The following is a 21727-nucleotide window of genomic DNA, read 5'->3' as shown; positions in this document are numbered from 1 at the left end:
ACGCTTCCTCCGCCTGCGCGGCTCGCAGCGCGCGGACGTGCCCGAATGCAACCGCGCCGGAGCCGCATGTGTTGAACGGGTGATCCCAGACAGGAGCCCGTTATGGCAGAGACAGTGGCCGATTTCATATGGCAGCGCTTGCAGGAGTGGGGGGTGCGCCGGGTCTACGGCTATCCCGGCGACGGCATCGGCGGCCTGATCGGCGCACTCTCCCGCGTGGAGGATTCCATCGAGTTCGTCCAGGCGCGGCACGAGGAGATGGCCGGGCTGATGGCATGCGCGGAGGCGAAGTTCACGGGCGAGGTCGGAATCTGCATCGCGACCTCGGGACCCGGGGCCATCCACCTCCTGAACGGTCTCTACGATGCCAAGCTGGATCACCAGCCGGTCCTGGCCCTCGTCGGGCAGCAGGCCCGCACCGTCATCGGGGCTCACTACCAGCAGGACCTCGACCTGCAGACGCTCTTCAAGGACGTGGCCGGCGCCTATGTCGAGACGGCTTCGACGCCCGAGCAGGTCCGGCACCTGATCGACCGGGCCTATCGGATCGCCAAGGCGGAGCGGCGGGTCACCTGCGTGATCCTCCCCAACGACCTCCAGGCCGAGCCGATGGTCCAGCCGGCGCGCGAGCACGGAATGACCCATTCGGGCGTCGGCATCGAGATGTCGCCCGTCGTTCCCGACGCGGCGGCGCTCGGCCGGGCCGCGGAGGTGCTGAACGCGGGCGAACGGGTCGCCATCCTGGTCGGAGCGGGAGCGCTCGGAGCGACCGATGAGGTCATCGCCGTCGCGGAACGGCTGGGAGCCGGCGTCGCCAAGGCGCTTCTCGGCAAGGCCGTCGTGCCTGACGACCTGCCGTTCTGCACGGGATCCATCGGCCTTCTGGGAACGAAGGCGAGCTGGGAGCTCATGGCGAACTGCGATACCCTGCTGATGATCGGATCGAGCTTCCCCTACACGGAGTTCCTGCCGAAGGAGGGCCAGGCCCGGGGCGTGCAGATCGACCTTGATGCCGGCATGCTCGGCCTGCGCTATCCCATGGAGGTCAACCTCGTGGGCGACGCGGCCGCCACATTGGCCGCCCTGCTGCCGCTCCTCGACGAGAAGACCGACCGGTCCTGGGCCGACACCATCGAGGCGAATATCGCGGTTTCGCGCAAGCAGCTCGACGGCATGGCCGCCGCGCCCGCCCGGCCGATCAACCCGCAGCGGGTCGCGACCGAATTGTCGCCGCGCCTGCCCGAAAACTGCATCGTCACCGCCGACAGTGGCACGACCACCGTGTGGTATGCGCGGGACCTCGCGTTCCGGCGCGGGATGATGGGTTCCGTCTCGGGAACCCTGGCGACCATGGGATGCGCGGTGCCCTATGCCATCGCGGCGAAGTTCGCGCACCCCGACCGGCCGGTGATCGCGCTCGTCGGCGACGGCGCCATGCAGATGAACGGGCTCGCGGAACTCATCACCATCGCCAAGTACCGTGACCGGTGGGCCGATCCGCGCCTCGTCGTCATGGTGCTCAACAATCGCGATCTCGCCTATGTCACCTGGGAGGAGCGGGTGCAGTCCGGCGATCCCAAATGGGAATCCTCGCAGTCGCTGCCCGACGTGCCTTACGCCGAGTTCGCGAAATCCATCGGCCTCGACGGCCTTCGCGTGGAGGACCCGGAGCAGGTCGGCCCGGCATGGGACAGGGCGCTTGCGGCGGACAGGCCGTTCGTGCTCGACATGGTGACCGATCCCAACGTGCCGCCGCTGCCGCCGCACATCACCCTGAAGCAGGCGCGCCACTTCATGGGGGCGCTCGTCAAGGGCGATCCGGATACGGGGAGCGTGCTGGCGAATACCGCGCGCGGCATCGTCGGGTCGATCCTGCCGTCGAAGGACAAGTCGTAAGCGGCCCGCCGGAGCCAAGCCTTTCTGAAGGTGAGCAGCCGTTCAACGGCTGCCATCCTGCTGCCCGGTTGCTCCCCGAGGGTGACCGAAGCCGATTCATACGGTCGCGTCGGTGCCACATAGGAAGAGGAGGGCTGTCATGTCGAGACTAGATCATCGGACCAAAAGGTGGGCTTGCACTTTTGGGTCCGAAGCTCTGGCGGTCGCGACTGCGTTGGCATTGTCCGCGACCGCCGCCAACGCTCAAAATGCTCCGTCCAAACCATCGCAGGCTCCGGCTGCTGCGAGCACGAATGGAACACAGCCGTTCCTGTTCGACGGACGGATGAAAGGCGACGGCGCCCGGCGGAGAGAGCGGGTGGACAATCGCCATCCCAACGCCGGTGCCATCATCGTGACGCCGAAAGCGACCCAGCCTGAGAACAAATGATGCGTCCGTCCGAAACCACGAAGCATCGGACGCAAAACCGAGAGATCCGGACTCACGTTCGAAGTCGCAGTCGATGCGCTAAGTCCCGCTCAGATCCTGTTGGAGGCGAGCGGGATCGATGGCCACCTTCAGGATCGTTCCGCCGAAATCCAGCACGAGAACGGGTTTCTCGCCGCCACGTTCGATTCGTGTGCTCAGCGGTTCTACCGGCACGCTCTTGAAATGGTTCGGCCCGGCATTCTCGGCAAACGCCTTCGGCGGCTTGCCCTTGTGGGTCCGCACCATCTCGCCGAGCAGATCCGTCAAAATGGGCGTCGAATCCACCGCGCTGATGAGAATCTCGTATTCCCGGTCCGTATCGGTGCGAATGCCCAGGGCGATGATCGCACCGTCGTCCGACGCCTGGACCCGCCAGGCCTTTGAGCCGATCTTCTTGACCATGCCGCTTCTCCTCATAACACTGCCGTCCGGCGCGCCAACCGATAGCTCGCACAACGGGCTCCATGTCAATCCCGACGGGTGCTTTCCGGCGGGAGGGGGATTGGGCAATTCCCTCCTATGGGGAGGGGTGAACCGCGCCACACCTCTATAGGCCGACGCCGACACCCCCAACTCCTCCCCCTTGAGTGGAGGAGAGTTCCCGCGCTGCATGAACCAGCCTCCAGGCAGAGATCGAACGGATCTCGGAAACACTTCTCGAAACAGCAGGAACGGGTAAGAAAACATGGAGGCGCGAAGCTTGGCTTAAGATCTTTTTAGGTGCGTCGTGACATGAGGGGCCTTCCGTTTCAGGAGTCTCCGATGCCTTTTGGTCTGCGTCCGTTCCGCCCAACCAGCGCGAAGGTTCGGGCGCTCGATGCGACGTTTGCGACGATCACGCTCGACCCGGACGGCCATATCCTGGATGCGAACGACGGCTTCCTGACGCTGGTCGGGTATCGGCTGGAGGAGATGCGCGGCCGGCATCACCGCGTCCTCGTCGATCCGGCCGATGCCGAATCCCCATCCTATGGCAGATTCTGGCAAGAGCTGCGGCAGGGACACCGCCACACGGCGGAGTCCCGGCACCTCTGCAAGGACGGCCGCGCCATCTGGCTGCAGGCGAGCTACGTGCCTGTCCTCGATCGAAATGGCAGGGTCGCGGAGGTGGTCGCGTTCGCCACTGACATCACGGCGCAGAGGCTTCGTCAGGCGGATTTCGCCGGACAGATCGCCGCGATCAACCGGTCGCAGGCCGTGATCCATTTCGCGCTCGACGGCACGATCACGGATGCGAACGAACTCTTCCTCGAGACGATGGGCTATGAGCTCGACGCCGTGAAGGGCAAGCATCACCGCATGTTCGTGCCCGCCGAATACGCTGCCTGTCCCGACTACGAGGCGTTCTGGCAGAATCTCAATCGCGGCGAGTATCTGTCGGGCGAGTTCAAGCGCATCGACAGGAACGGCCGGGAGGTGTGGCTGCAGGCCAGCTACAATCCGATCTTCGACGGCAATGGGCGTCCCTTCAAGATCGTGAAGTATGCCTCCGACATCACGGCGGAGAAGCGCAAAGCCGCCGAGGCCGCCGCCCAGGTCGCCGCCATGAGCCGCTCCCAGGCGGTTATTCATTTCGACATGGACGGCGTCATCCTGGACGCGAACCAGAATTTCCTCGACACGATGGGCTACACCCTGGACGAGGTCCGGGGACGGCATCATCGCATGTTCGTCTCGAACAATTATGCGGCGAGCGCCGAATATGCGGGCTTCTGGGAAACCCTGCGCGCCGGCCGGTATTCGGCGGCCGTCTACCAGCGCGTCGCGAAGGGCGGGCGCGAGGTTTGGATCCAGGGCAACTACAACCCCGTGCTCGATGCGGACGGGCGGCCGTTCAAGGTGGTCAAGTTCGCGACCGACATCACCCGCAGCATGAATGTCCGTGGCGAGGCGATCCAGATGGCCGAGCAGACGCTCGGCAACGTGCAGGCGATCGCGACGGCCGCCGAAGGCATGAACGTCACGGCGGAAGCGATCTCGGGGCGGATGCAGGAATCGCGCAGCGCCGTCGACGAGATCCATGTGAGGACGCAGGGCGCCGACGCCTCGACGGCCAAGCTGCGCGACGCCGCGCAGGCCATGGACGGCGTCGTCCAGGCGATCACCGTCATCGCCGAGAAGATCAACCTTCTGGCATTGAACGCCACCATCGAGGCGGCCCGCGCCGGCGATGCGGGGCGGGGCTTCGCCGTGGTGGCGAACGAGGTGAAGAACCTCGCCAACCAGGCCGCGCAGGCGACCGCGCGCATCTCGGGCGAGATCCTGTCCATGCAGACCGTCTCGGGCGACGTGGAGCAGGCGCTCGCCTCGATCAGCGCGGCCGTCACCGAGGTGAGAGGATTCATCGTCGAAACGGCCGATGCCATCGAACGGCAGAGCGCCGTGACGACCGAGGTCTGGCGCAACATCAAGATCGCTGCAGGCGGCGTGGCGGGAATCGCGCGCAGCCTGGACGAATGGGTGGTCGGCGTGGAGGAGCGCCGTGCGAGCGAGCGCACGAGGGTGAGCCGCCCGGCGCGGATCCGGCTCTCCGCCCTCGCGGGCGAGGCTCAGGACATCGCATGCATGGTGCTGAACATGTCCGAGACCGGCGCGAAGATCAGCGTCGCGACGGTCGATGTTCCGGACCGCTTCGTTCTCAGGGTCGACGGGGACGACATCGCGCGGACCTGCCAGGTCGTGCGCCGGGGCTTCCAGGAGCTGGGCGTCCGCTATCTGTAAGCGGCGCGCCGTGCGGCTCGGCACGACGCGCCGGGAGGAGTGATGTTTACCGCTCGGCGGACCGGCGCGCGTTGCCGTCGATCTGCTGGCCGATCAGCGCGATGGCCTGCTGATAGACCGATGCGGCGTTCCAGGCCTGGATCGCCTTGAAGTTCGGCTCGCCCGGCTGGTATCCGGCTCCGGCGCGCCAGCCGTGGCCCTTCAGGAAATTGGCCGTGGCCTCCAGGGCGTCGGCGGTGTTGTCGAGATTGCCGCCCCGGCCGTATTGCAGGATGTTCTTCGGCATGAACTGGGTCTGGCCGATCTCTCCGTGCATGGACCCGCGCGTGCTGCCCGAGAGCACCCCGCGGTCGATCAGCTCCAGGGCCGCGTAGAGCTGGTCCGTGAAGAATTCCGACCGGCGGCAATCATACGCCAGGGTCGCCACCGCCGAGAGCGTGTTCTGGTTCCCGCGCTGGGTTCCGAAGGCCGTCTCCATGCCCCAGATCGCGATCAGCGGGCCCGGCGGGACGCCGTAGCGCTGCTCCAGGGACGCGAAGAGCGATGCGTTCGACTGCTTGAGCGAGCGCCCGCGCGAGACGATCACCGGCGCGCCGCGCTTGGCCATGAACTGGTCGAGCGAGAGTCGGAAGCTTTTCTGGCCCCGGTCGGCCCGGATGGTGGCCGTCGCGTAATCCGTGTTCATGAGGGCGGAGATCGCCGTCTGCCCGACGCCGTTGGCTTTCGCTTCCTGCGAGAATTCCCGCTTCCAGTTCTCGAAGCCGGCCGCGCTGTTGCCGCATTGCGCGGCCTGCGCCGTGTGGGCCATCCCGACGAGCGATGCCAGGGCGGTGAAAGCGGCGATCGTGTAATGCCGGCCTCTGATCATTCGTTTTCCCTTCCGGATCGGTTGCGCCGGACAGATGCTGCCGCATCATCCCGGCCAAGTTGAGGCATAATGGTCAAGCTTCGTAACGCTTAGTCCAGGTTGACGGTTCCCAGGCCGAAGCCCGACTTGTCGGGCGTGATCCAGACGGCGCCGCCGCCGACCATCATGCCCTTGTCCCGCACGAACACGCTCTCGAAGGTGGATTTGGCCACCGCGTCCCGGACGGCGGCGTTCAGGATCGTCTCCTTCGCGGCGAGCACCTGATCGCGGTTGCGGAGGGTGCGCCTGATCTTGCCCGTGAGGCTGAGGGGATAATCGGTCACGCGGGCGATAAGTTCGGCATCGCCCGAGCGAAAGGCCGCCTTCACGCGCCTGAAGCCGTAATAGGCCTCATAGGGATCGAATTTCTGGGCGCGGTAGGTCGCCTCGATCTCGGGCGTCAGCTTCGGCCGTGAGAAGCCCGATGCCGGTGTCCTGACCGGCAGGTCGAGGGACCGGCGCAGTTCCCGCGCGAGCAGGTTCAGGGCGCGGTAGCGGTCGTAGAGCGCCTGGAGTTCCGGGGAGCGCCCCTGGCCGGTTCCCGACTCGAGCGAATCCGTGATCTCCTGCCTGGCGGCCTTCGTGTCCGATCCCGCATTGCGCCGGTCGCGGGACTTCGCCGCGTCCTCGACTTTCGCGTCGAGCTGGCTGCTGGCGATCCAGAGCCGTTCCTCCACCTCCGCCAGCACCTCCTCGTGGGAGGGCCGGATCGCGGGAGCTTTCGCCAGATCGGCCGGGAGGGCTTTCAGGATGTCCTGCGGCGCCAGTCCTTTCTGATCGGGCGCGGACCGGGGATCGATCTTGTAGGTTCGCCCATAGACCTTGACGAAGAAGGGGTCCGCCCGGGCCGGCAGGACGGCGGACAGGGCCAGGAGGCAGCCGATGAGTCCGAGGATCCGGGCCGGGGTGCCGCTCATGGCGGTCTGCGCTCCATGACGTTGGTTGCAACATCGTACGCCGCAGAGGACGAATAGGGAATGGTGGCAAGAGATGGTGTCCAGGGATTGAGGCAGATCAAGCGCGTGGTTTCGAACACCCTGAGCGTCTGACTCGTAAAGCGCGGGTGCTCTCCTCCCCCTTGAGGGGAGGGGAAATGCGCGCGAGCCCTTTACGAGCCAGACTCTCAGGATGAGGTCGGAGTGGGACGAGCCAGCTCCAAAGAGTGCTTGGGCTTATGGGCTCTCCTACCGCCCTTTCCGCCGCCTGCTCCGTGCGGGCGCCTGCAGGCTGTAGCGCTGCATGTCGGTGCGGTCGCGGTTGGTGATCTTGTCCTGGCGCTCGCCGGACAGGACGGCCACGATGTCGTCGCGCACGGGCGGGAAGAGCCGATAATATTGGTGGCTCTGGACATCGTGCCTGGGATCGATGGCGTCGCTCACGTCCACGGCCGTGACCTTGTCGCTGATGATCGCCATGTTCTCCGGCCCGTTCACGCCCAAGCGCGGTCCGTTGAACTTGGTCACCGAGCTCAAGGTGGAGAGGATCCAGTCCTTCTGCGTGTGGTAGACCGTGACGCGGTTGCCGAGGCGCGGCAGGTAGCGCAGCTCCTTGACGTCTTCGAACGCATCCTCGTCCTCGTCGGCGGCCGCGAGGACGATCTGGTCGAAAGTCCGGCGCAGGCGGTTGGAATCGGATGCCTCGGTCGGAAGCGCGACGAGAGCCGGGAAGGGGCGCTCCTCCGCGTTCGGCGCGGGCGTATCGGCCGTGCGGACATATTCGCGCGGCTCGCCCTGGGGCACCTGCATCAGGGACTGCACGGCATAGCGGAACGCGTAGTTCCCCATGCTGTGGCAGATGAGGTGCAGCGGCTGGCGGCAGAAGTCCCGGCGGGGCAGGTTGTCGATGAAGTCGTAGAGGATGCGCATGGTGCGGGCGATGGCGACGCCTGAACCGCGCGCGGTTCCGCGGTCGTGAAAGTAATCGTTGTAGGGCAGGGGCGTCGGCAGCGGCGAGCCGATGGACGGCCAAGTGAACGAGAACACGTTGGCGTCGATGCCGTAGAAGACGAGAATGCTCGCGGCTCGCTCGATGGCGTCCTTGAAGGTGTTCGAGAAACCGTGGATCACCACGAGGGTCGGCCGCCCTCCCTCCTGCATGTCCTGCCGCAGCTTCTCGAAGATGTCGCGGCTGCCCCGCTGGATGTTCGGCCCGATGAGCTGCTCGGGCGCCACATAGAGCGACCCCGCGACGAAGCCGGAACCCGTCGCCGTGACGCTCGCCTGCGCGGAGCCGAACCGCACCGCCGTGCCGTCGATGGGCCCGGGCTCCGAGCCGAAATCCACGATCGTTTCTCCGCTCCCGTCGGTGAGCGGCATGCGGTTCGTCGCGAAATAGACCGTCACGTTCTGCGCCATGGCCCGTTTCTCCAGCCGGAGCAGTGTGTCACGCAGGAGGCGCGGTGTCAGCGACAACGGCGGGGTATGGGAACAGCCCGGCCCTTGTCTTCCATCGGCGATCCCGGGTAACTCTGGGAGCGGCGACAGGAAGGCGGGCGCATGCGTGTTCGGATCGGCTATCAACCCTCGATCACGGCGCTTTTCGTGGCGGTGGTTATGGCCGTCGGCCTTTCGCTGGTGTTCCTGAGCTTCGAGAGCGCCCGGTCGATCACCCGTTCGGCCGCCCTGTCCTTCATCGACCGCGTCGCCGATCAGACGACCGACCGGGTGGACGGACAGTTCAAGGACGTTCTCGACATCCTGGCCGTGCTGCGGCAGCTCGGGCCGGTCGAGACCGGCGCGATCCAGGACAATCCGGAGCTCACCGCGATCCTGGCCGCGCTCCTGAACCGGCACGAACAGCTCTACAATCTCTATGTCGGCTATGACGACGGCGGCCTCGTCGAACTCGACGTCATCGATCGCGCCGGTCCGGAGCTGCGCGCGCGGCTCAAGCCCCCGGCGGGTACGATGTTCCGGCTCACCGTCATCGATACGCCGAAGGATGCGACGTCGAGAAGACGCTTTACGTATTACCTGTCCTCCAGCCTCGAGGTTCTGGCCCAGGAGCAACGGGAGGCGGATTACGATCCGCGCGTGCGCCCCTGGTACCAGGATGCGTTCAAGCCGGGCGCGGGCGCCGTCACGGAGCCTTACGTTTTCGAGATCGCCAACCTGATCGGCTATACGGTGCGCGCCCCGTTCACGCGGGGACGGGGCGGGATCGCCGCCGGAGACATCCTGCTCACCGATGCCGAAGCCTTTCTTCGATCACAGAAGCTCGGACAATCCGGAATCGTGTTCCTCTTCGACGACAGCGGCACGGTGGTCGCGCACCCGCACATGTCGGAATTCCTGAAGGGCCAGGGGGCGAATGCTCGGCTCGACCTGCCGCCGCTCGACCGGATGCTGGATGTCGACATCTCTCGGCCCCTGGATGCATGGCAGCGGGGCGGCTCGGCGCAGCAGATCTTCGACGATGCCGACGGGCGCACCTATGTGGCGGCCTTCCGGCCGATCAAGACCTCGGGATCCTCCGGTCTTCGACTGGCCGTCGTGGCGCCGCTCGACGAGTTCTTCGCGGAAATCGAGGACAGCCGGCGGAGACTGGTTCTCCTGGCGCTCGGCTTCGTGCTCGCGTCTCTCCCGGTCATCGGCGGCATCGGCCTGCTGCTGTCCCGCTCGATGAAGGCGCTCGCGGCCGAGACGGACCGCATCCAGAGATTCGACACCGACGGGCCGCGGAGGGACGTCCGTTCCATCATCCGCGAGATCGACGATCTCGGCCGGTCGGTCTCCACCATGCGCACCGTGGTGCGAACCTTCGCGGCTTTCGTTCCGAAGCGCCTGGTCCAGCAGCTCCTTGCCACGGGCGATGCTCTCCGGCTCGGCGGCTCCCGGCGCAATGTCACGATCCTGTTCACCGACATCGCCGGTTTCACGCAGATCACCGAGAAGGCCGATCCGGAGCAGGTGATGCTCCGCACGTCACGCTATCTCGCGGCGCTCTCGGCGGTGATCATGGAGCATGGCGGCACGGTGGACAAATTCGTCGGCGATGCGGTCATGGCGATCTGGAATGCCCCGGCGGACGATCCCGACCATGTCGCCCATGCCTGCGCGGCCGTCCTGGCCTGTCGGGAGGCCAACCGCAAGCTCAACGAGGAATTCGAAAGGGAAGGGTGGCCCGCCTACCGGACCCGCTATGGCCTCCATACCGGAGAAGCGGTCGTCGGCACCATCGGATCCTCCGACCGCATGGCCTACACGGTTCTCGGCGCGGCGGTGAACCTGGCCGCGCGGCTGGAGCCGCTCAACAAGGATTACGGCACCGAGATCCTCGTCAGCGACGCCGTCCGCGAGCATGTCGCGGACCGTTTCTCATTCCGGATGGTCGATACGATCCAGCCGAAGGGCTTCGAGGCGAGGGTGCGCGTGTATGAGCTCTGCGGCGCGTTGGAGGAGGGGGACAGGGTGATGTCATCCCCGGCGAGCGAAGCGAGGGAAGGGGATCCATGGCGTTGCACCTGAACGTGGATTCCCTTCCCCTCCGATGGCTTCGCCATCTCCGGCCGGGAATGACACTGGGGCACGGTGTCCTCCGTCATTCCGGGTTCGCGCCGAAGGCGACCCGGAATGACAACGGTTTTGCCGTTTCGCCCCCCTAATTCACCTTCCGCAGTACGGCATTGCCATCCTCCAGCAGGCGCTGCGCCGCATCGGCGATCGACATCTGGCCGAAGGCCACCTGGTCGGCCACTTTACGCATGACGTTGTTGTCGAACTCGACGGCGCCGACTGGGACCGGCGGCGGGTAGTCGCTCACCTTGTCGGCCAGGAGGTTGACGTAATCGACCGTCGCGCGCTCGACCTCGTTCAGGTTCGGCAGGATGGCCTCGCGCACCTTGGGCGACATGGGCACCCCGCGCTCGACGCCGAGGATCTTGCCCGCTTCCATGTCGTTGACGAAGAAGCTGATGAAGGCCGCGGCCTTGTCCGGGTTCTTGCTCGTCGCGCCGATGCTCCAGATGAGGGCCGGGCGGTAGTAGTGGCCTGATTTCGTGCCGGGCCCGTTCGTCGGCACCATGGTGATCCCGAGCTTGTTCTTGGTGAGAAGCTGATAGCCGATGAGCTGGTTCGAATAGGTGAGGCCCATGGCCGACTTGCCGAGCGCGAGGGCGTTGCGCTCGATCTGCGCCTGGTCGAGGGTCTGCACGTCCGCCGGTACGCAGCCGTTGCGCTTGCGCAGGTCTTCCCAGTAGCTGAACCACTCCTTCGCATCGTCCACCGTGAAACCGAGCTTGGCGTCTTCCGTATAGAGCCGCTTGCCGCGCTGGCGCAGCCACACGTCGAACACGTAGTGATAGCGCGCCCCGTAGGGAGCGCCCCAGTAATCGGGACGGCCCACCGCCTTGGTGAGATCGACCGCCATGTCGGCGAACTGCTTCCAGGTGGTCTCATGGGTCGGCGGCGCGATGCCCGCTTTCTCGAACACCGTCTGGTCGTAGAAGAGCGAGAACGAGTTGAGGCCGAGCGCCACGCCCCAGAGCTTGCCGTTCGCCCGGCAGAGATCGACCATCTTGTCGCCGAAGGAGGAGATGTCGAGCTGCTTCCCGACGAAGTCGTCCATGGGTTTCGCGGCGCCGCGCCCGGCATAATCCGCGAGGCTGTTCGGCTCCAGCTGGAACACGTCGGCGATGTTGCGCCCGGCCATCTGCGTGCCGATCTTCGTCCAGTAATCGGCGCCGACGGGCTCGCCGGCGATTTCGATGCCGGTGCGCTCCGTGAACAGCTTGCCCACTTCGGTGGTGCGCTTTGCCCGGTCCGGCGAGCCCCACCAGGTCGCGCGCAGCCTTCCGCCTTCCGTCTGCGCCCAGCTCGTGCCGGGAGCGCCAATGGCCGCGGCGCCGCCCAGCGCCAGGGCGGATTTCAGTAACGTACGACGATCGAGTTGAGTCTTCATGGCTTCCTCCCATTCGCTTCTCAAGTCGTTCTTCGGCGAGGGAGCGAGAAGCACGCTCCTCGTCGAGTGTCGTTATAGAGATCGGTCCGCGCCGGACGGGCGCTTCCTGGCCTCTTCCAACATCTGGTGAAACACGGCGGCGTCGGCGCGGAACTGCTCGGGGCTGTCGTCGCGCACGAATTCCAGCATGGCGAAACGCTCTCCGGGCCAGCGCGTCGCTGGGACATGGGTCAGGATCTCGCTCCAATAGGCCCGCTGGTCCGCGAGCGGATAGCGCGCCTTCTCGCTGTCCCATGCGAAGACATGCACGTGCGACGTCTCGCGGCCGATGGCGCGCAACTCGTCGAGGGCTTCCGCAAGCGGCAGGCCGGGGCGCGGCTGCCAGTAGAGGAACACGTTGGGATCGTCGATCTCGGCCATCAGGTTCTGGGCGGAGGCGAGATCGTCCGTGAGGGAACCGGGGTGGTATTCGAGGCCGAGCGTGACGGAAGCATCCGCTGCCCGCCGGGCCATGCGCCGGATCAGCGCTGCGGTGTCCCGGCGCTCTTCCGTCGAATAGGTTGCGGAATCGCGGTTGCGCGAACCCGCCCAGATGCGGACATTCGGCGCGCCGAGGGCGTGCGCGGTGTCGAGTACGGATGCGAAGGCGTCTTCATCGTCGCTCGGGGGAGCGATGTAGGAGCCGTAGGAGGCGACCGCGATACCGGCGTTCTCGGTCAGGCGCCGAACATGGCGAGCAAGGTCGGGTTGTCCGGGAGGAACATGCACGTCGCCTCCCCATTCGATTCCTTCGATGCCGCATTCGGCCGCGAGCCTGACGATGGTCCTCGGCGCGAGCTTGCGGAACGTGACGGAGCACAGGCCGGGCCGGAACGACGTCATGCCATGGTCTCCAGGGCTTCCGCCGTGATGGCGGAGCGGAGCGGATGCCCCTCCACGAATCGCTCGATCTCCTCGACGATGTATTCGCCGAGCCGCTCGCGCTCGTTGCCGATGGCGCCTGCGATGTGGGGCGTGAGAAACACGTTCGGCAGATCGTAGAGCGCGGAGGATTCCTCCGGCACCTCCGGGTAGGTGACGTCGATGATCGCATCGATGCGGCCCGTGCGCAGTTCGTCGATGAGATCGTCCTGGTTGACGATGATGCCGCGCGCCGTGTTGATGAACGTGGCGCCGTCGCGCATGAGCGCGAGATGCCTGCGCCTGATCATGTCCTGCGTCGAGGGCAGGGCGGGCGCGTGGAGGGAGACCACGTCCGAGCGCCTCATCAGATCGTCGAGCGAAACGCTCTCGACGCCGAGTGCCGCGGCCTCGCGCGCATCCACGTAGGGGTCGTGGAGAAGAACGCGGAACGCGAACGGCTTCAGGAATTCGATGACGCGCCGCCCGATGCGCGAGGCGCCGACGATGCCGATGGTGCGGTTGAAATTCCCGAGCGGCTGCGAGGTCATCGGGAATGTGCGCGAGCGGTTGCGGTCTGCGCAATAGATGTCGCGGAAGCGGAACACCTGCTTGTTGGCGAAGAGGATCGCCGCCAGCGTGAACTCCGCCACCGGGATGGCATTGGCCTCGGCCGCGTGCGTGACCGCGATCCCTGCGTCGATCACGTCCGCCGACAGGAACCCTTTGACCGTCCCGGCCGCATGGGCGATCAGCTGCAGGTTCGGCGCCAGCTCCAGGACGTCCCGCCCGATGGCCGGGCAGCCCCAGCCGGTGACCAGGATCTCCGTCCGCCGGAGAACGTCCGCAGCCTGTCCTTGCGTAAATGTCCGCAGGGGCTCCGGCGACAGGATCGTGCCCGAGCGGGCGAGACGGTCGAGCAGGGGCGGGGTCAGGACGCCTTCCGTACGGACAGGGTCCATGGCGAAGGCAATGTTTCGCGGGCCGGTCATTCGCCCATTCTCCAAGCCAGAGCGCCGACCCGACGGCCGTCCCGCCTCATGACAGCTTCGAGCTCGCCGATGGTCGGTGCGGTTGGAAGGTCCTTCCAGATTCCCGCCACATCGAACCGATCGGTCAACGCAACGGCAGCCGTCAGCAGAACCGTTTCGCCGCTTGGGATTTCGCCCCGGAGCTGCGGCACGAAGGTCTTCGGGTAGAGGAGATTCGTGTTGGGAGGGGCTTTCAACGCGATACCACGCCGCTCGATCGTGGAGCCGAGATCCGCGATGCCGCTGAAATCCGCCGCGCCGATCACCTGGGCGGCGCCGCGCCGTTCCTCGACCCGCTCCAGCTTCCGGTAGGCATCCGCGCGCGGAATCGCAAAGCCCCCCTCGGCGGTGCTCAAGGGACGCGGCGACCTGATCCGGTGGACCCGGACATGCCATGGGGAAGCGGGCAGGAGCCAGGTCTCGACCTCCACGTCGGACCAGGGGCGCCAGCGGGCATAGAGAAGATTTCCGGCGATGCGGGCGTCCTCGTTGGTCTCGCGCACCCGGAAATGCCGTCCATCGTCGCTGAAGCCCAGCATCCCGTCGAGGGCCGCCCCCTCGAAGATCCGCTCATCGCTCTCCACGCTGAAGGCATAGCGGGAGGAATAGGCGAACTTGGCGTATTTCTCGCTCCCGAACCGCATCTGGAGGTTTTCCTGGCCGGCCGAGAGCGCGACCACATTGCCGGGCATGTGCATCATCACCATGCCGGGCTGCGGCTGCGGCGACGGCTCGGAGAACACGGGAGCGGGCGCTTCCTCGGCGGTCCAGAACGGGTGCGAGGCCGGCAGCGCCAGGGGCAGGAAGGCCTTGAAGGCCCAATAGGGGGAGCCGGCGGAGTTGTAGTTCTCGGACATGAGCAGGTTGGCATAGCCGAACCCGACCGTGAGGACGCCGCTCCTGTCCGTGATCGGAAGTTTCGCCCACCAGCGCAGGTGCCGGAGATAATAGCCCTTCACCTCGCCCCAGGGCAGCGCCTCCTCGTCGGCGAAGGCCAGCGCGGCCCAGAAACCCGCGCAGGCAAAGCGATACGTCATGCTCCGGCCGAACACGAGCGCGCCGCCGTCATCCGCGAACCAGTGCCGGATGTTGGGTGCGAACAGGCGTGCCCAGTCCCGGAAGCGGTGCTTCCGCTCCTCGTCGGAACTCGCCAGGGCCGCATAGATCAGCCCGTAGAAATGCATCGCGAAGGGGATGTAATGGTCCACGCGGGGTACGTTGCCGTCCCGGTACCAGCCGTCCCCGAGATAGAAGGATTCCAGCTCCTGGAGATATTGCTCGGTGATCGTCCGGTCGAACGCGACACCGGCCTGTTCCAGGCCGAGATCGATCATGACCCGGAAGAATTTCCAGTTGTTGTCGGCGAATTCGTGAGGCCTTGCCTCCAGCAGATAGGTCGCGACGTTCCGCTTCGCCCGCTCGTCCAGGGGCTCCCACAGATGCTGGGGAACGAGGCGGAGCGCAAAGCCCAGAGCCGCCAGCTCGACCATCCTCTGGTCGCGGTCGGTGACCTTGCCCCAGTACTCGGGGTGCTCCGGATCCGTCCCGTTGGCGAGACCTTTCGCGTAGAGGGGCCAATGGGCAAAGTCGCCGCCGCCCGCCGCATAGGGCGCCAGACCCCAGAGCGGCCGCGCAAAGCCTTCCAGGTCCGCGGCCGCCTGATCGAAATGGGCCGCCGTGGCGCTGAGGCTCACCCGGGCGCTGCCCTCGGAGAAGGCCGGCAGGAGCGGGGCGAAGAGGTCCAGAAGCGCCTTCTCGACATCCGCTCGGGTCCTGAGCGGGTTGCCGGTGAGGGGATTGGCGTGAACGGCCGCATAGGTCATGCCGGGGTCTCCTCGCTTTCGGACGGCTTGGTGTGGGCCTGCACGGTCGCCCCTTCGACCAGCCGGACGGCCAGCTCCACCTTGCGGGGATCGGCGCTCGGGTCCGCGATCCGCCGCTGCATGAGCCAATAGGCCTCCTGGCCGATGGCCTCCCGGTCCACATGCATGGTGGTCAGGCGCGGCATGGTCATGGCCGCGCAGGGGAGGTCGTCGAAGCCCATCACGGCGAAGTCCTGGGGAATGGACATATGATGGTTGGTCAGCGCCTCCATGACTCCGACCGCCATCATGTCGTTCATGCAGAAGACGGCCGTAAAGCCTTGATCCTCCTGCAGGATCGCCTCCATGGCTTCGCATGCGTCCGAGCTCGTCCGGGATCCGGGCGGCAGCTGGACGATACGCGTGGCCACGCCATTCTTCGCTGCCGCCGCTTCGAAGCCCCGGACGCGCTCACGGATGGTGTGCCGGTGGGACATGGTGAAATGGAGGATACGCCGATGCCCGGCATCGATGAGATGTTGGGTCGCGAGCCGGGCGCCGTAGAAATTGGCCGGAGAAACGCAATCGAATTGCAGGTTCGGGTCGTTGCCGTTGACCCAGACGGTCGGAAGTTTCGAGGCGAGAAGCCACTCGCAGAGGTCCTCGGGCGGGTCTATGCCGACCAGGAAAATTCCCGTGGCGTCGGTCTCCGACAGGGTCTGCTCGATCTCGGAGACCTTGAGGGAGGAGGAGCGGACGAGGCGCGGCAGGAGAGTGCCACCCGTCCGGGCCGCCGCGCCCCTCAGGCCGCCGAGAATGCCCTCATAGAACACGCCGAGGCCCCCGGTCGCCTGATCGACCGGGATGAGCGCCACCGCCCGTGGGTTCTGCGGCTGGACCGCCGGGACCGGACGGATGCTGTAGCCGAGTTCGGAGGCGATCCTGATCACCTGATCGCGGACATTCGTGCTGATGCCGGGCTCGTTCGCGAGGACGCGGGAAACGGTGCTCACCGAGACACCGGCGAAGCGGGCGATATCCGTCTGGCGCGGACGTCGGCTGAGGCTCACTCTCGTCATATCCTCCCACCTTTTCTCGTTGCATGAATTTGTTGCGCGGCAGGGCGAGGGTTGCAATCCTCACGCAAATGCAAATTTTTGCGCTGCCATGCACGGGAATTGCATGGGCGCCATTCGGGCCGCGAACGGGGATCGCGTGGGCAGAAGGGAACTAGCGCCGCAGCCCGCCGATCTGAGTTCCCGTGAAGGCCGCCATGACGATCACCAGACTTCCCACGACCAGAGACAGGGTCGGGACAATGCCGAAATAGAGATAATCGGCGATCGAGGAGAACACGATCACCACGTAGCTGAGCGGTGCCAGGATACTCGCTTCCGCCAGTTGATGGGATCGCAGGAAGCAGAACTGGCCGACCTGGGCGAGCGCGCCGATGATCAGGAAGGTGGGCAGGTCGCTCAAGGCCGGGGAAACCCAGACGAAAGCCGCCGGAACGGCCGTCAGGACGGCGAGGCCGATGGTGTAGAACACCATGAGGGCGACGGCGGGTTCTCTGGTCAAGCGACGGGTCTGGATGACGCTGGAGGAGCCGAACAGAACCATCCCCAAAGCCGCCAGAAGGCCCCAATCCCAGCTCATCGAGCCCGGTTTCACGATGAACAGGACGCTCACGAAGCAGATGACGGACGTTATCCAGTGCCGCCTGAGAATGCGCTCGCCCAACAGAACGGCGGCAAATCCGAGGATGACGAAGGGACGGGTGAAACCGATCACGGTGACGAGGGTCAAAGGCAAGGCGGCCGTTGCGGCATAGTTGCAGCTCAGCGCCATGCTGCTGCAGAGCACCCGTCCGATATGCCCCTTCATCTGGCGGCTGTTGAGCACGTCGGAACGGTAGCGCCAGATGAGCGGGGCTATGAGCAGAAGCCCGACGACAGCGCGAAAGAAGACGAGCTGAATGGCGGGAAAAGTCGCGCCGGCCTGCTTGATGACGCCCATCGCGATGACGACGAGCACCATGTCGGCGAAGGCAAAGGCCGCGCCCTGCCGATTGGCGACATGCCGGTCTTTCACATCGGTGGGAGGCATCATGGGGTGGGTCCGAACCAGGCAGGCTCATCGTTAAGCCCGCCGGTCCGGTCAGTCTCGACCCATGCCCTTAATATTGCATTATAGGTTGCAACAAACGCTTGTCGCAGCCGGAGATTACGGCTCTCGGCGCTCGACGATCGTATATTCAGCGTCGATGATGCCGTCCTGCGGGCGGGTTTGCGCCCGGCGCACCCGGCGGCGCAGGTAGAAATACAAGGCCGCGCCACCGACGAACAGGACAGGGAGCACGACGAAAAGGCCGACCACCACGATCGCCAGCATGGCGATCCCCGCCGCCGCCAAGGCGACGAGCCTCAGCAGAATGGACAGCAAGCCCCCGCCGCGCGGGGCCGCCGGTCGGGAGCGAAAAACGACGTAGTCCAAGATGGATCCTCCAAATGCGGGAGCGCTCGTCGGCGCATGAGCAAAATGAGGTGTCCGACATCGCGAGCGGCAACCCGCCCGCCAGAGGGGCCCGGACCCCTAGGCCCCGCTAATGTGGGTGGAGAATTTGGCGGATGCAAGACGTGCGACAACAATACGGTGACGCTTGCCGGGTCCTCCCCTGGAGGAGACGCGGATTCCGGGGTGGCGAAACTGCGGGATCCAACAGGATCGAATAGTAACTGTATTTCTTTTGACGGTCCGATGGTTATGTCGCTCTCGTCAACCTCCGAACACCTCGAATTCCAGCGATGAACGGATGAAAACTTCGTTATATTGAAACAAAATACGGGTCGGCGTAACGCCGTTTTATTGGAGCGGTGTGTCGAAGCTCGGCGGAAGACACACGTGTAGCTTGCAATGTCTCCAGGTTATCTCGTTTAATGGCGGAACGTTGCGATGGTGAGGCTGTGCGGGACTGAGGGCTGGCGATGAATTGTCCACGCTGTGCACACCCTGCTCCGGCCAATGCGCGGTTCTGCAGCCAGTGCGGCGCGCCTCTCGTCCCGGACGCGCCCATAACGGGCGTCCCTACGACGGAGCCGGCCAGCACCGAGGAATTCAAGCCGGTCACGATCCTCTTCGCGGATATCGTCGCTTCCACGGAGCTGGTTTCGAAACTCGATCCCGAACAGGCGATGAGGCGTCTGGCGCCGGCCGTCATGCTCATGCGGCGGGAAGCGGAGCGCTTCGGAGGGACCCTCATTCACAGCCTCGGCGACGGGATCATGGCGCTTTTCGGGGCGCCGCATGTTCAGGAGGGGCACGCCCTGCTGGCCTGCCAGGCCGCCCTCGCCATTCAGGCCGAGATCAAGGGCGTGCTCGGGGCGACGGCCGTCCGGCTTGGCCTGCACTCCGGCCTGATCGTGTCCGAGACGAGGTTTTCCTGGCCGATCAACGAAAGGGAAGCGTACGGAGTCGCGATCCACATCGCCAGCCGGGTGCAATCCATGGCGGAGCCGGGGACGATCTATATCAGCGAGGATTGCTACCATCTCGTGGATCGGTTCTGCTCCGCCAAACCGATCGGGCGCCGCTCGATCCGGGGATTGCCGGACGACATCGGCGTCTATGAACTCCTGGGCCTTCAGGCCTCGTCGTCCGAGATGCTCTTCAAGGACCCGAATCTGACGCTCTTCCAAGCCCGCGAGCGTGAGATGACGGAGCTGGAAGCGTCATTCCAGGCAGCCCTGCGGGGCGAGAGCCGTATCGTAGGGATATGCGGTTCGGCCGGAAGCGGAAAGTCGAGGCTGTGCTACGAATTCGCTCAGCGATGCCGGAGAGACCGGATCCCGGTCATCGAGGTCAGGGCCCAATCCTACGGCAAGGCGGCCCCGATCCAGACCATTCTCGAACTCGTGCGGCTGATGCTCGGGGTTTCCTCGAGCGATGAGCCCGCCATCGCCCGCAGGGTCGTCGAGGATCGCTTGGAAAAGCTTGGTTCTCCTCCCGATGACGCACTGCCGATCCTGTACGATTTTCTCGGCATCGCCGAAGGTGCTCCAGGACAGGATGTGACCCCGAAGATGCGGCATGCCGCGCTTCTGGACGTCATCTCCTGGCTGGCCCGTGCCCAGGCCTCCGAACCCTGCGCCATCATCCTGGAAGACCTCCACTGGCTGGACGAAGGGAGCGAGAGTTTCCTGGAGGTCCTCTGCGGTTCAATCGTCGGATCCCATGCCCTGATGGTCGTGAACTACAGGCCTTCCTATCGGGCCCCCTGGATGGAGAGGGACGGGTTTCAACTCCTGGAACTGAACGATCTCGATCGCTCTCAGATCGACCGGTTCATCGCCTCGGTCGTCGGGTCTCATGCGGACTTGGCCGAGATCCGGACCCGCATTGCGGAGCGGTCGGGCGGAAATCCCTTCTTCGCCGAAGAGATCATCCACTCATTGATCGAAAGCGAAGTCCTGATCGGCAAGCCCGGAGATTACCGTCTCGGGGGCGAGATCAAGGACAATCCGCTTCCCGTCACCCTCCAGGCCGTCATCGGCGAGCGGATCGACCGGCTTTCACCCTTCGATCGAACGATCCTGCAAATGGCCTCCGTCATCGGAAAAGAGGTGCCGTATGCAGTCCTGGAAGCCGTCAGTGCGCAGGAACTGGCCGCCGAGATCAAGCCGGCGCTTCTCCGGTTATGTGCGGTCGAGTTGCTGCAGGACCAGGACAGGCCGGACGGGCGCTACTACTCCTTTCGCCACCCGCTCATCCAGGAGGTGGCCTATTCAAGCCAATTGAAGTCCCGCCGGAGCAGGCTTCATGCCTTCGCGGCTCCTGCCTTGGCCGACTATTATGCGGAGCGGCAGGACGAGGTCGCGGGCCTCATCAGCTTCCACTACGAGGCGGCGGGCATCCTTTCGAAGGCGGCGGAATACGCCCGCAAGGCGGCCGAGTGGATCGGATCGATGCACCCCGCCCAGGCGATCAGGCAATGGCAGGTGGTGCGCCGCCTCGTCCACGCGCAAAGCCGGTCCGTGAGAGACAATGCTCTGCTTATTCTTTCGAGCGCTCAAATCGCATGGCTTGGTTGGCGGGAAGGGATGGGAGCCAAGGATGCCGCTCCCTACATCCAGGAAGCGCTGGCTATCGCAAGGGAAACTGACGACACGATGGTTCCTTTGCTTCTGTTCGTGGAGGCCAGGATCAGCGGCGCGAGCGGAGGCGCCGCGGACCACTACGTCGCTCGTGTCACGGACGCCCTGGCAATCCTGGACAATGCGGCCGATCAAAGCAGGGCGGCGACCCTTTATGCCTCGTTGAGCCAGGCCTATGGATGGGCCGGCCTCTTCAAGGAGGCGCTCGAGGCGAACGACCGCGCTCTTTCCCTGCTGCAGCATGTTCAGGATTTCGAGAACCGCTTCCTGGGATACAGCGTCGAGCATTGGACGCTCAGCCTGCGGGCGAGGATCCTGATCCATCTCAATCGGATCGACGAGGGAAGGGCATGGCTCGACCACATGCTCGCCCTCGGAGACGGCCGGATCGATCCGACGGTCCAGTTCATAAGCCACCTCGGCTACGTGGACCTCGCCTGGCTCTCGGGCGATCCGGACCTCGCTCATCGGCACGCGACGCGGGTGAGCCAGCTCGCCGAGCGCCACGGCACTCCTTACCTGAAAGTCTTCGCCTATGCCTGCGTCGCGATGGCAAAAGGGTTAGCGGGCGACGCCCTGGGAGCCATCCACGAGTTCGAGGAAGGGCTGAACTTCATGCATTCCGCAAGGGCGGCCTTGGACTACGAACCCGACATGATGGCCGGTCTGGCCGAATGCCAGGCCCTAGCCGGCCAGTACGGCGAGGCTCTTCTGACGGCCGAACGCACGATCGGTTTGTCCCGCGACCGGGCGACCCGTCTCACCGAATGCCGCGCCTTGATCGTCGCCGGGGAGGCCATGATCGCGCGGCGTGGGAAGGACCGCCGAAAGGATGCTCTGCGTCTCTTCGAGAAGGCCGAGGCGCTGATCCAGCTGACCGGGGCAACCATTCTGGAGTCTCGCCTGCAAGCCGCTCGGGAGAAGCTGCTCATCGGGAGTTCATGAGACGAAGC

General features: G+C 65.3%; 15 protein-coding genes. 4 read left to right on the top strand and 11 right to left on the bottom strand.

The window, feature by feature from the left end; translation table 11 throughout:
* The first annotated feature begins 102 nt into the window (after positions 1-102).
* Positions 103-1896 (top strand): thiamine pyrophosphate-requiring protein, encoded by a 1794-nt coding sequence (locus H0S73_RS15855; protein WP_181053053.1) that lies wholly within the window; start codon positions 103-105, stop codon positions 1894-1896.
* Between the two features lie 508 nt (positions 1897-2404).
* On the opposite strand, the gene H0S73_RS15850 is transcribed toward H0S73_RS15855, so the two are convergent.
* Positions 2405-2767, bottom strand: a complete 363-nt coding sequence (locus H0S73_RS15850; RefSeq protein WP_181053052.1) for a hypothetical protein — start codon at positions 2765-2767, stop codon at positions 2405-2407.
* Between the two features lie 360 nt (positions 2768-3127).
* Between H0S73_RS15850 and H0S73_RS15845 the strand changes: the two genes are divergently transcribed.
* Positions 3128-5086: a methyl-accepting chemotaxis protein gene (locus tag H0S73_RS15845; protein WP_181053051.1), complete on the top strand. Its 1959-nt coding sequence runs from the start codon at positions 3128-3130 to the stop codon at positions 5084-5086.
* 46 nt (positions 5087-5132) lie between these two features.
* Here H0S73_RS15845 and H0S73_RS15840 read toward each other — a convergent pair whose 3' ends face one another.
* From H0S73_RS15840 to H0S73_RS15830, 3 genes are all read right to left on the bottom strand, one after another.
* Positions 5133-5954, bottom strand: coding sequence for a lytic murein transglycosylase (locus H0S73_RS15840; protein ID WP_181053050.1), 822 nt, complete (start codon positions 5952-5954; stop codon positions 5133-5135).
* Between the two features lie 89 nt (positions 5955-6043).
* Positions 6044-6910 (bottom strand): hypothetical protein, encoded by an 867-nt coding sequence (locus H0S73_RS15835; RefSeq protein WP_181053049.1) that lies wholly within the window; start codon positions 6908-6910, stop codon positions 6044-6046.
* Positions 6911-7177: 267 nt separating this feature from the next.
* A complete protein-coding gene (locus H0S73_RS15830; RefSeq protein ID WP_181053048.1) occupies positions 7178-8347 on the bottom strand; it encodes an alpha/beta hydrolase in 1170 nt (389 codons plus the stop codon).
* Positions 8348-8488: 141 nt separating this feature from the next.
* On the opposite strand from H0S73_RS15830, the gene H0S73_RS15825 reads away from it, so the two are divergent.
* On the top strand, positions 8489-10459 hold the full coding sequence (locus tag H0S73_RS15825) for an adenylate/guanylate cyclase domain-containing protein (protein WP_246388957.1): 1971 nt from the start codon (positions 8489-8491) through the stop codon (positions 10457-10459).
* Between the two features lie 133 nt (positions 10460-10592).
* Here the strand turns inward: H0S73_RS15825 and H0S73_RS15820 are convergent, their stop codons facing one another.
* From H0S73_RS15820 to H0S73_RS15790, 7 genes are all read right to left on the bottom strand, one after another.
* A complete protein-coding gene (locus H0S73_RS15820; protein WP_181053047.1) occupies positions 10593-11891 on the bottom strand; it encodes an ABC transporter substrate-binding protein in 1299 nt (432 codons plus the stop codon).
* Between the two features lie 72 nt (positions 11892-11963).
* Entirely contained in the window at positions 11964-12773 is an 810-nt protein-coding gene (locus H0S73_RS15815; RefSeq protein ID WP_181053046.1) for a sugar phosphate isomerase/epimerase family protein, read from the bottom strand.
* Complete coding sequence (locus H0S73_RS15810; protein ID WP_181053045.1) at positions 12770-13783, bottom strand: hydroxyacid dehydrogenase; 1014 nt, start codon at positions 13781-13783, stop codon at positions 12770-12772. The genes H0S73_RS15815 and H0S73_RS15810 overlap by 4 nt, the downstream gene beginning before the upstream one ends.
* The gene (locus H0S73_RS15805; protein WP_181053044.1) at positions 13780-15645 is read right to left on the bottom strand and encodes a DUF2264 domain-containing protein; all 1866 of its coding nucleotides are present in this window, start codon (positions 15643-15645) and stop codon (positions 13780-13782) included. The genes H0S73_RS15810 and H0S73_RS15805 overlap by 4 nt, the downstream gene beginning before the upstream one ends.
* Positions 15642-16703 carry a LacI family DNA-binding transcriptional regulator gene (locus H0S73_RS15800; RefSeq protein WP_181053043.1) on the bottom strand — a complete coding sequence of 354 codons (1062 nt, stop codon included), beginning with the start codon at positions 16701-16703 and terminating at the stop codon, positions 15642-15644. The genes H0S73_RS15805 and H0S73_RS15800 overlap by 4 nt, the downstream gene beginning before the upstream one ends.
* 151 nt (positions 16704-16854) lie before the next feature.
* Complete coding sequence (locus H0S73_RS15795; protein WP_181053042.1) at positions 16855-17733, bottom strand: DMT family transporter; 879 nt, start codon at positions 17731-17733, stop codon at positions 16855-16857.
* Positions 17734-17847: 114 nt separating this feature from the next.
* Positions 17848-18117, bottom strand: coding sequence for a hypothetical protein (locus H0S73_RS15790; protein WP_181053041.1), 270 nt, complete (start codon positions 18115-18117; stop codon positions 17848-17850).
* Between the two features lie 491 nt (positions 18118-18608).
* On the opposite strand from H0S73_RS15790, the gene H0S73_RS15785 reads away from it, so the two are divergent.
* Positions 18609-21719, top strand: coding sequence for an ATP-binding protein (locus tag H0S73_RS15785; RefSeq protein ID WP_181053040.1), 3111 nt, complete (start codon positions 18609-18611; stop codon positions 21717-21719).
* Positions 21720-21727 lie beyond the last annotated feature (8 nt).

The organism is Microvirga mediterraneensis (assembly GCF_013520865.1).
GTDB lineage: Bacteria > Pseudomonadota > Alphaproteobacteria > Rhizobiales > Beijerinckiaceae > Microvirga > Microvirga mediterraneensis.
This window is presented reverse-complemented; position numbering and strand designations above follow the sequence as displayed.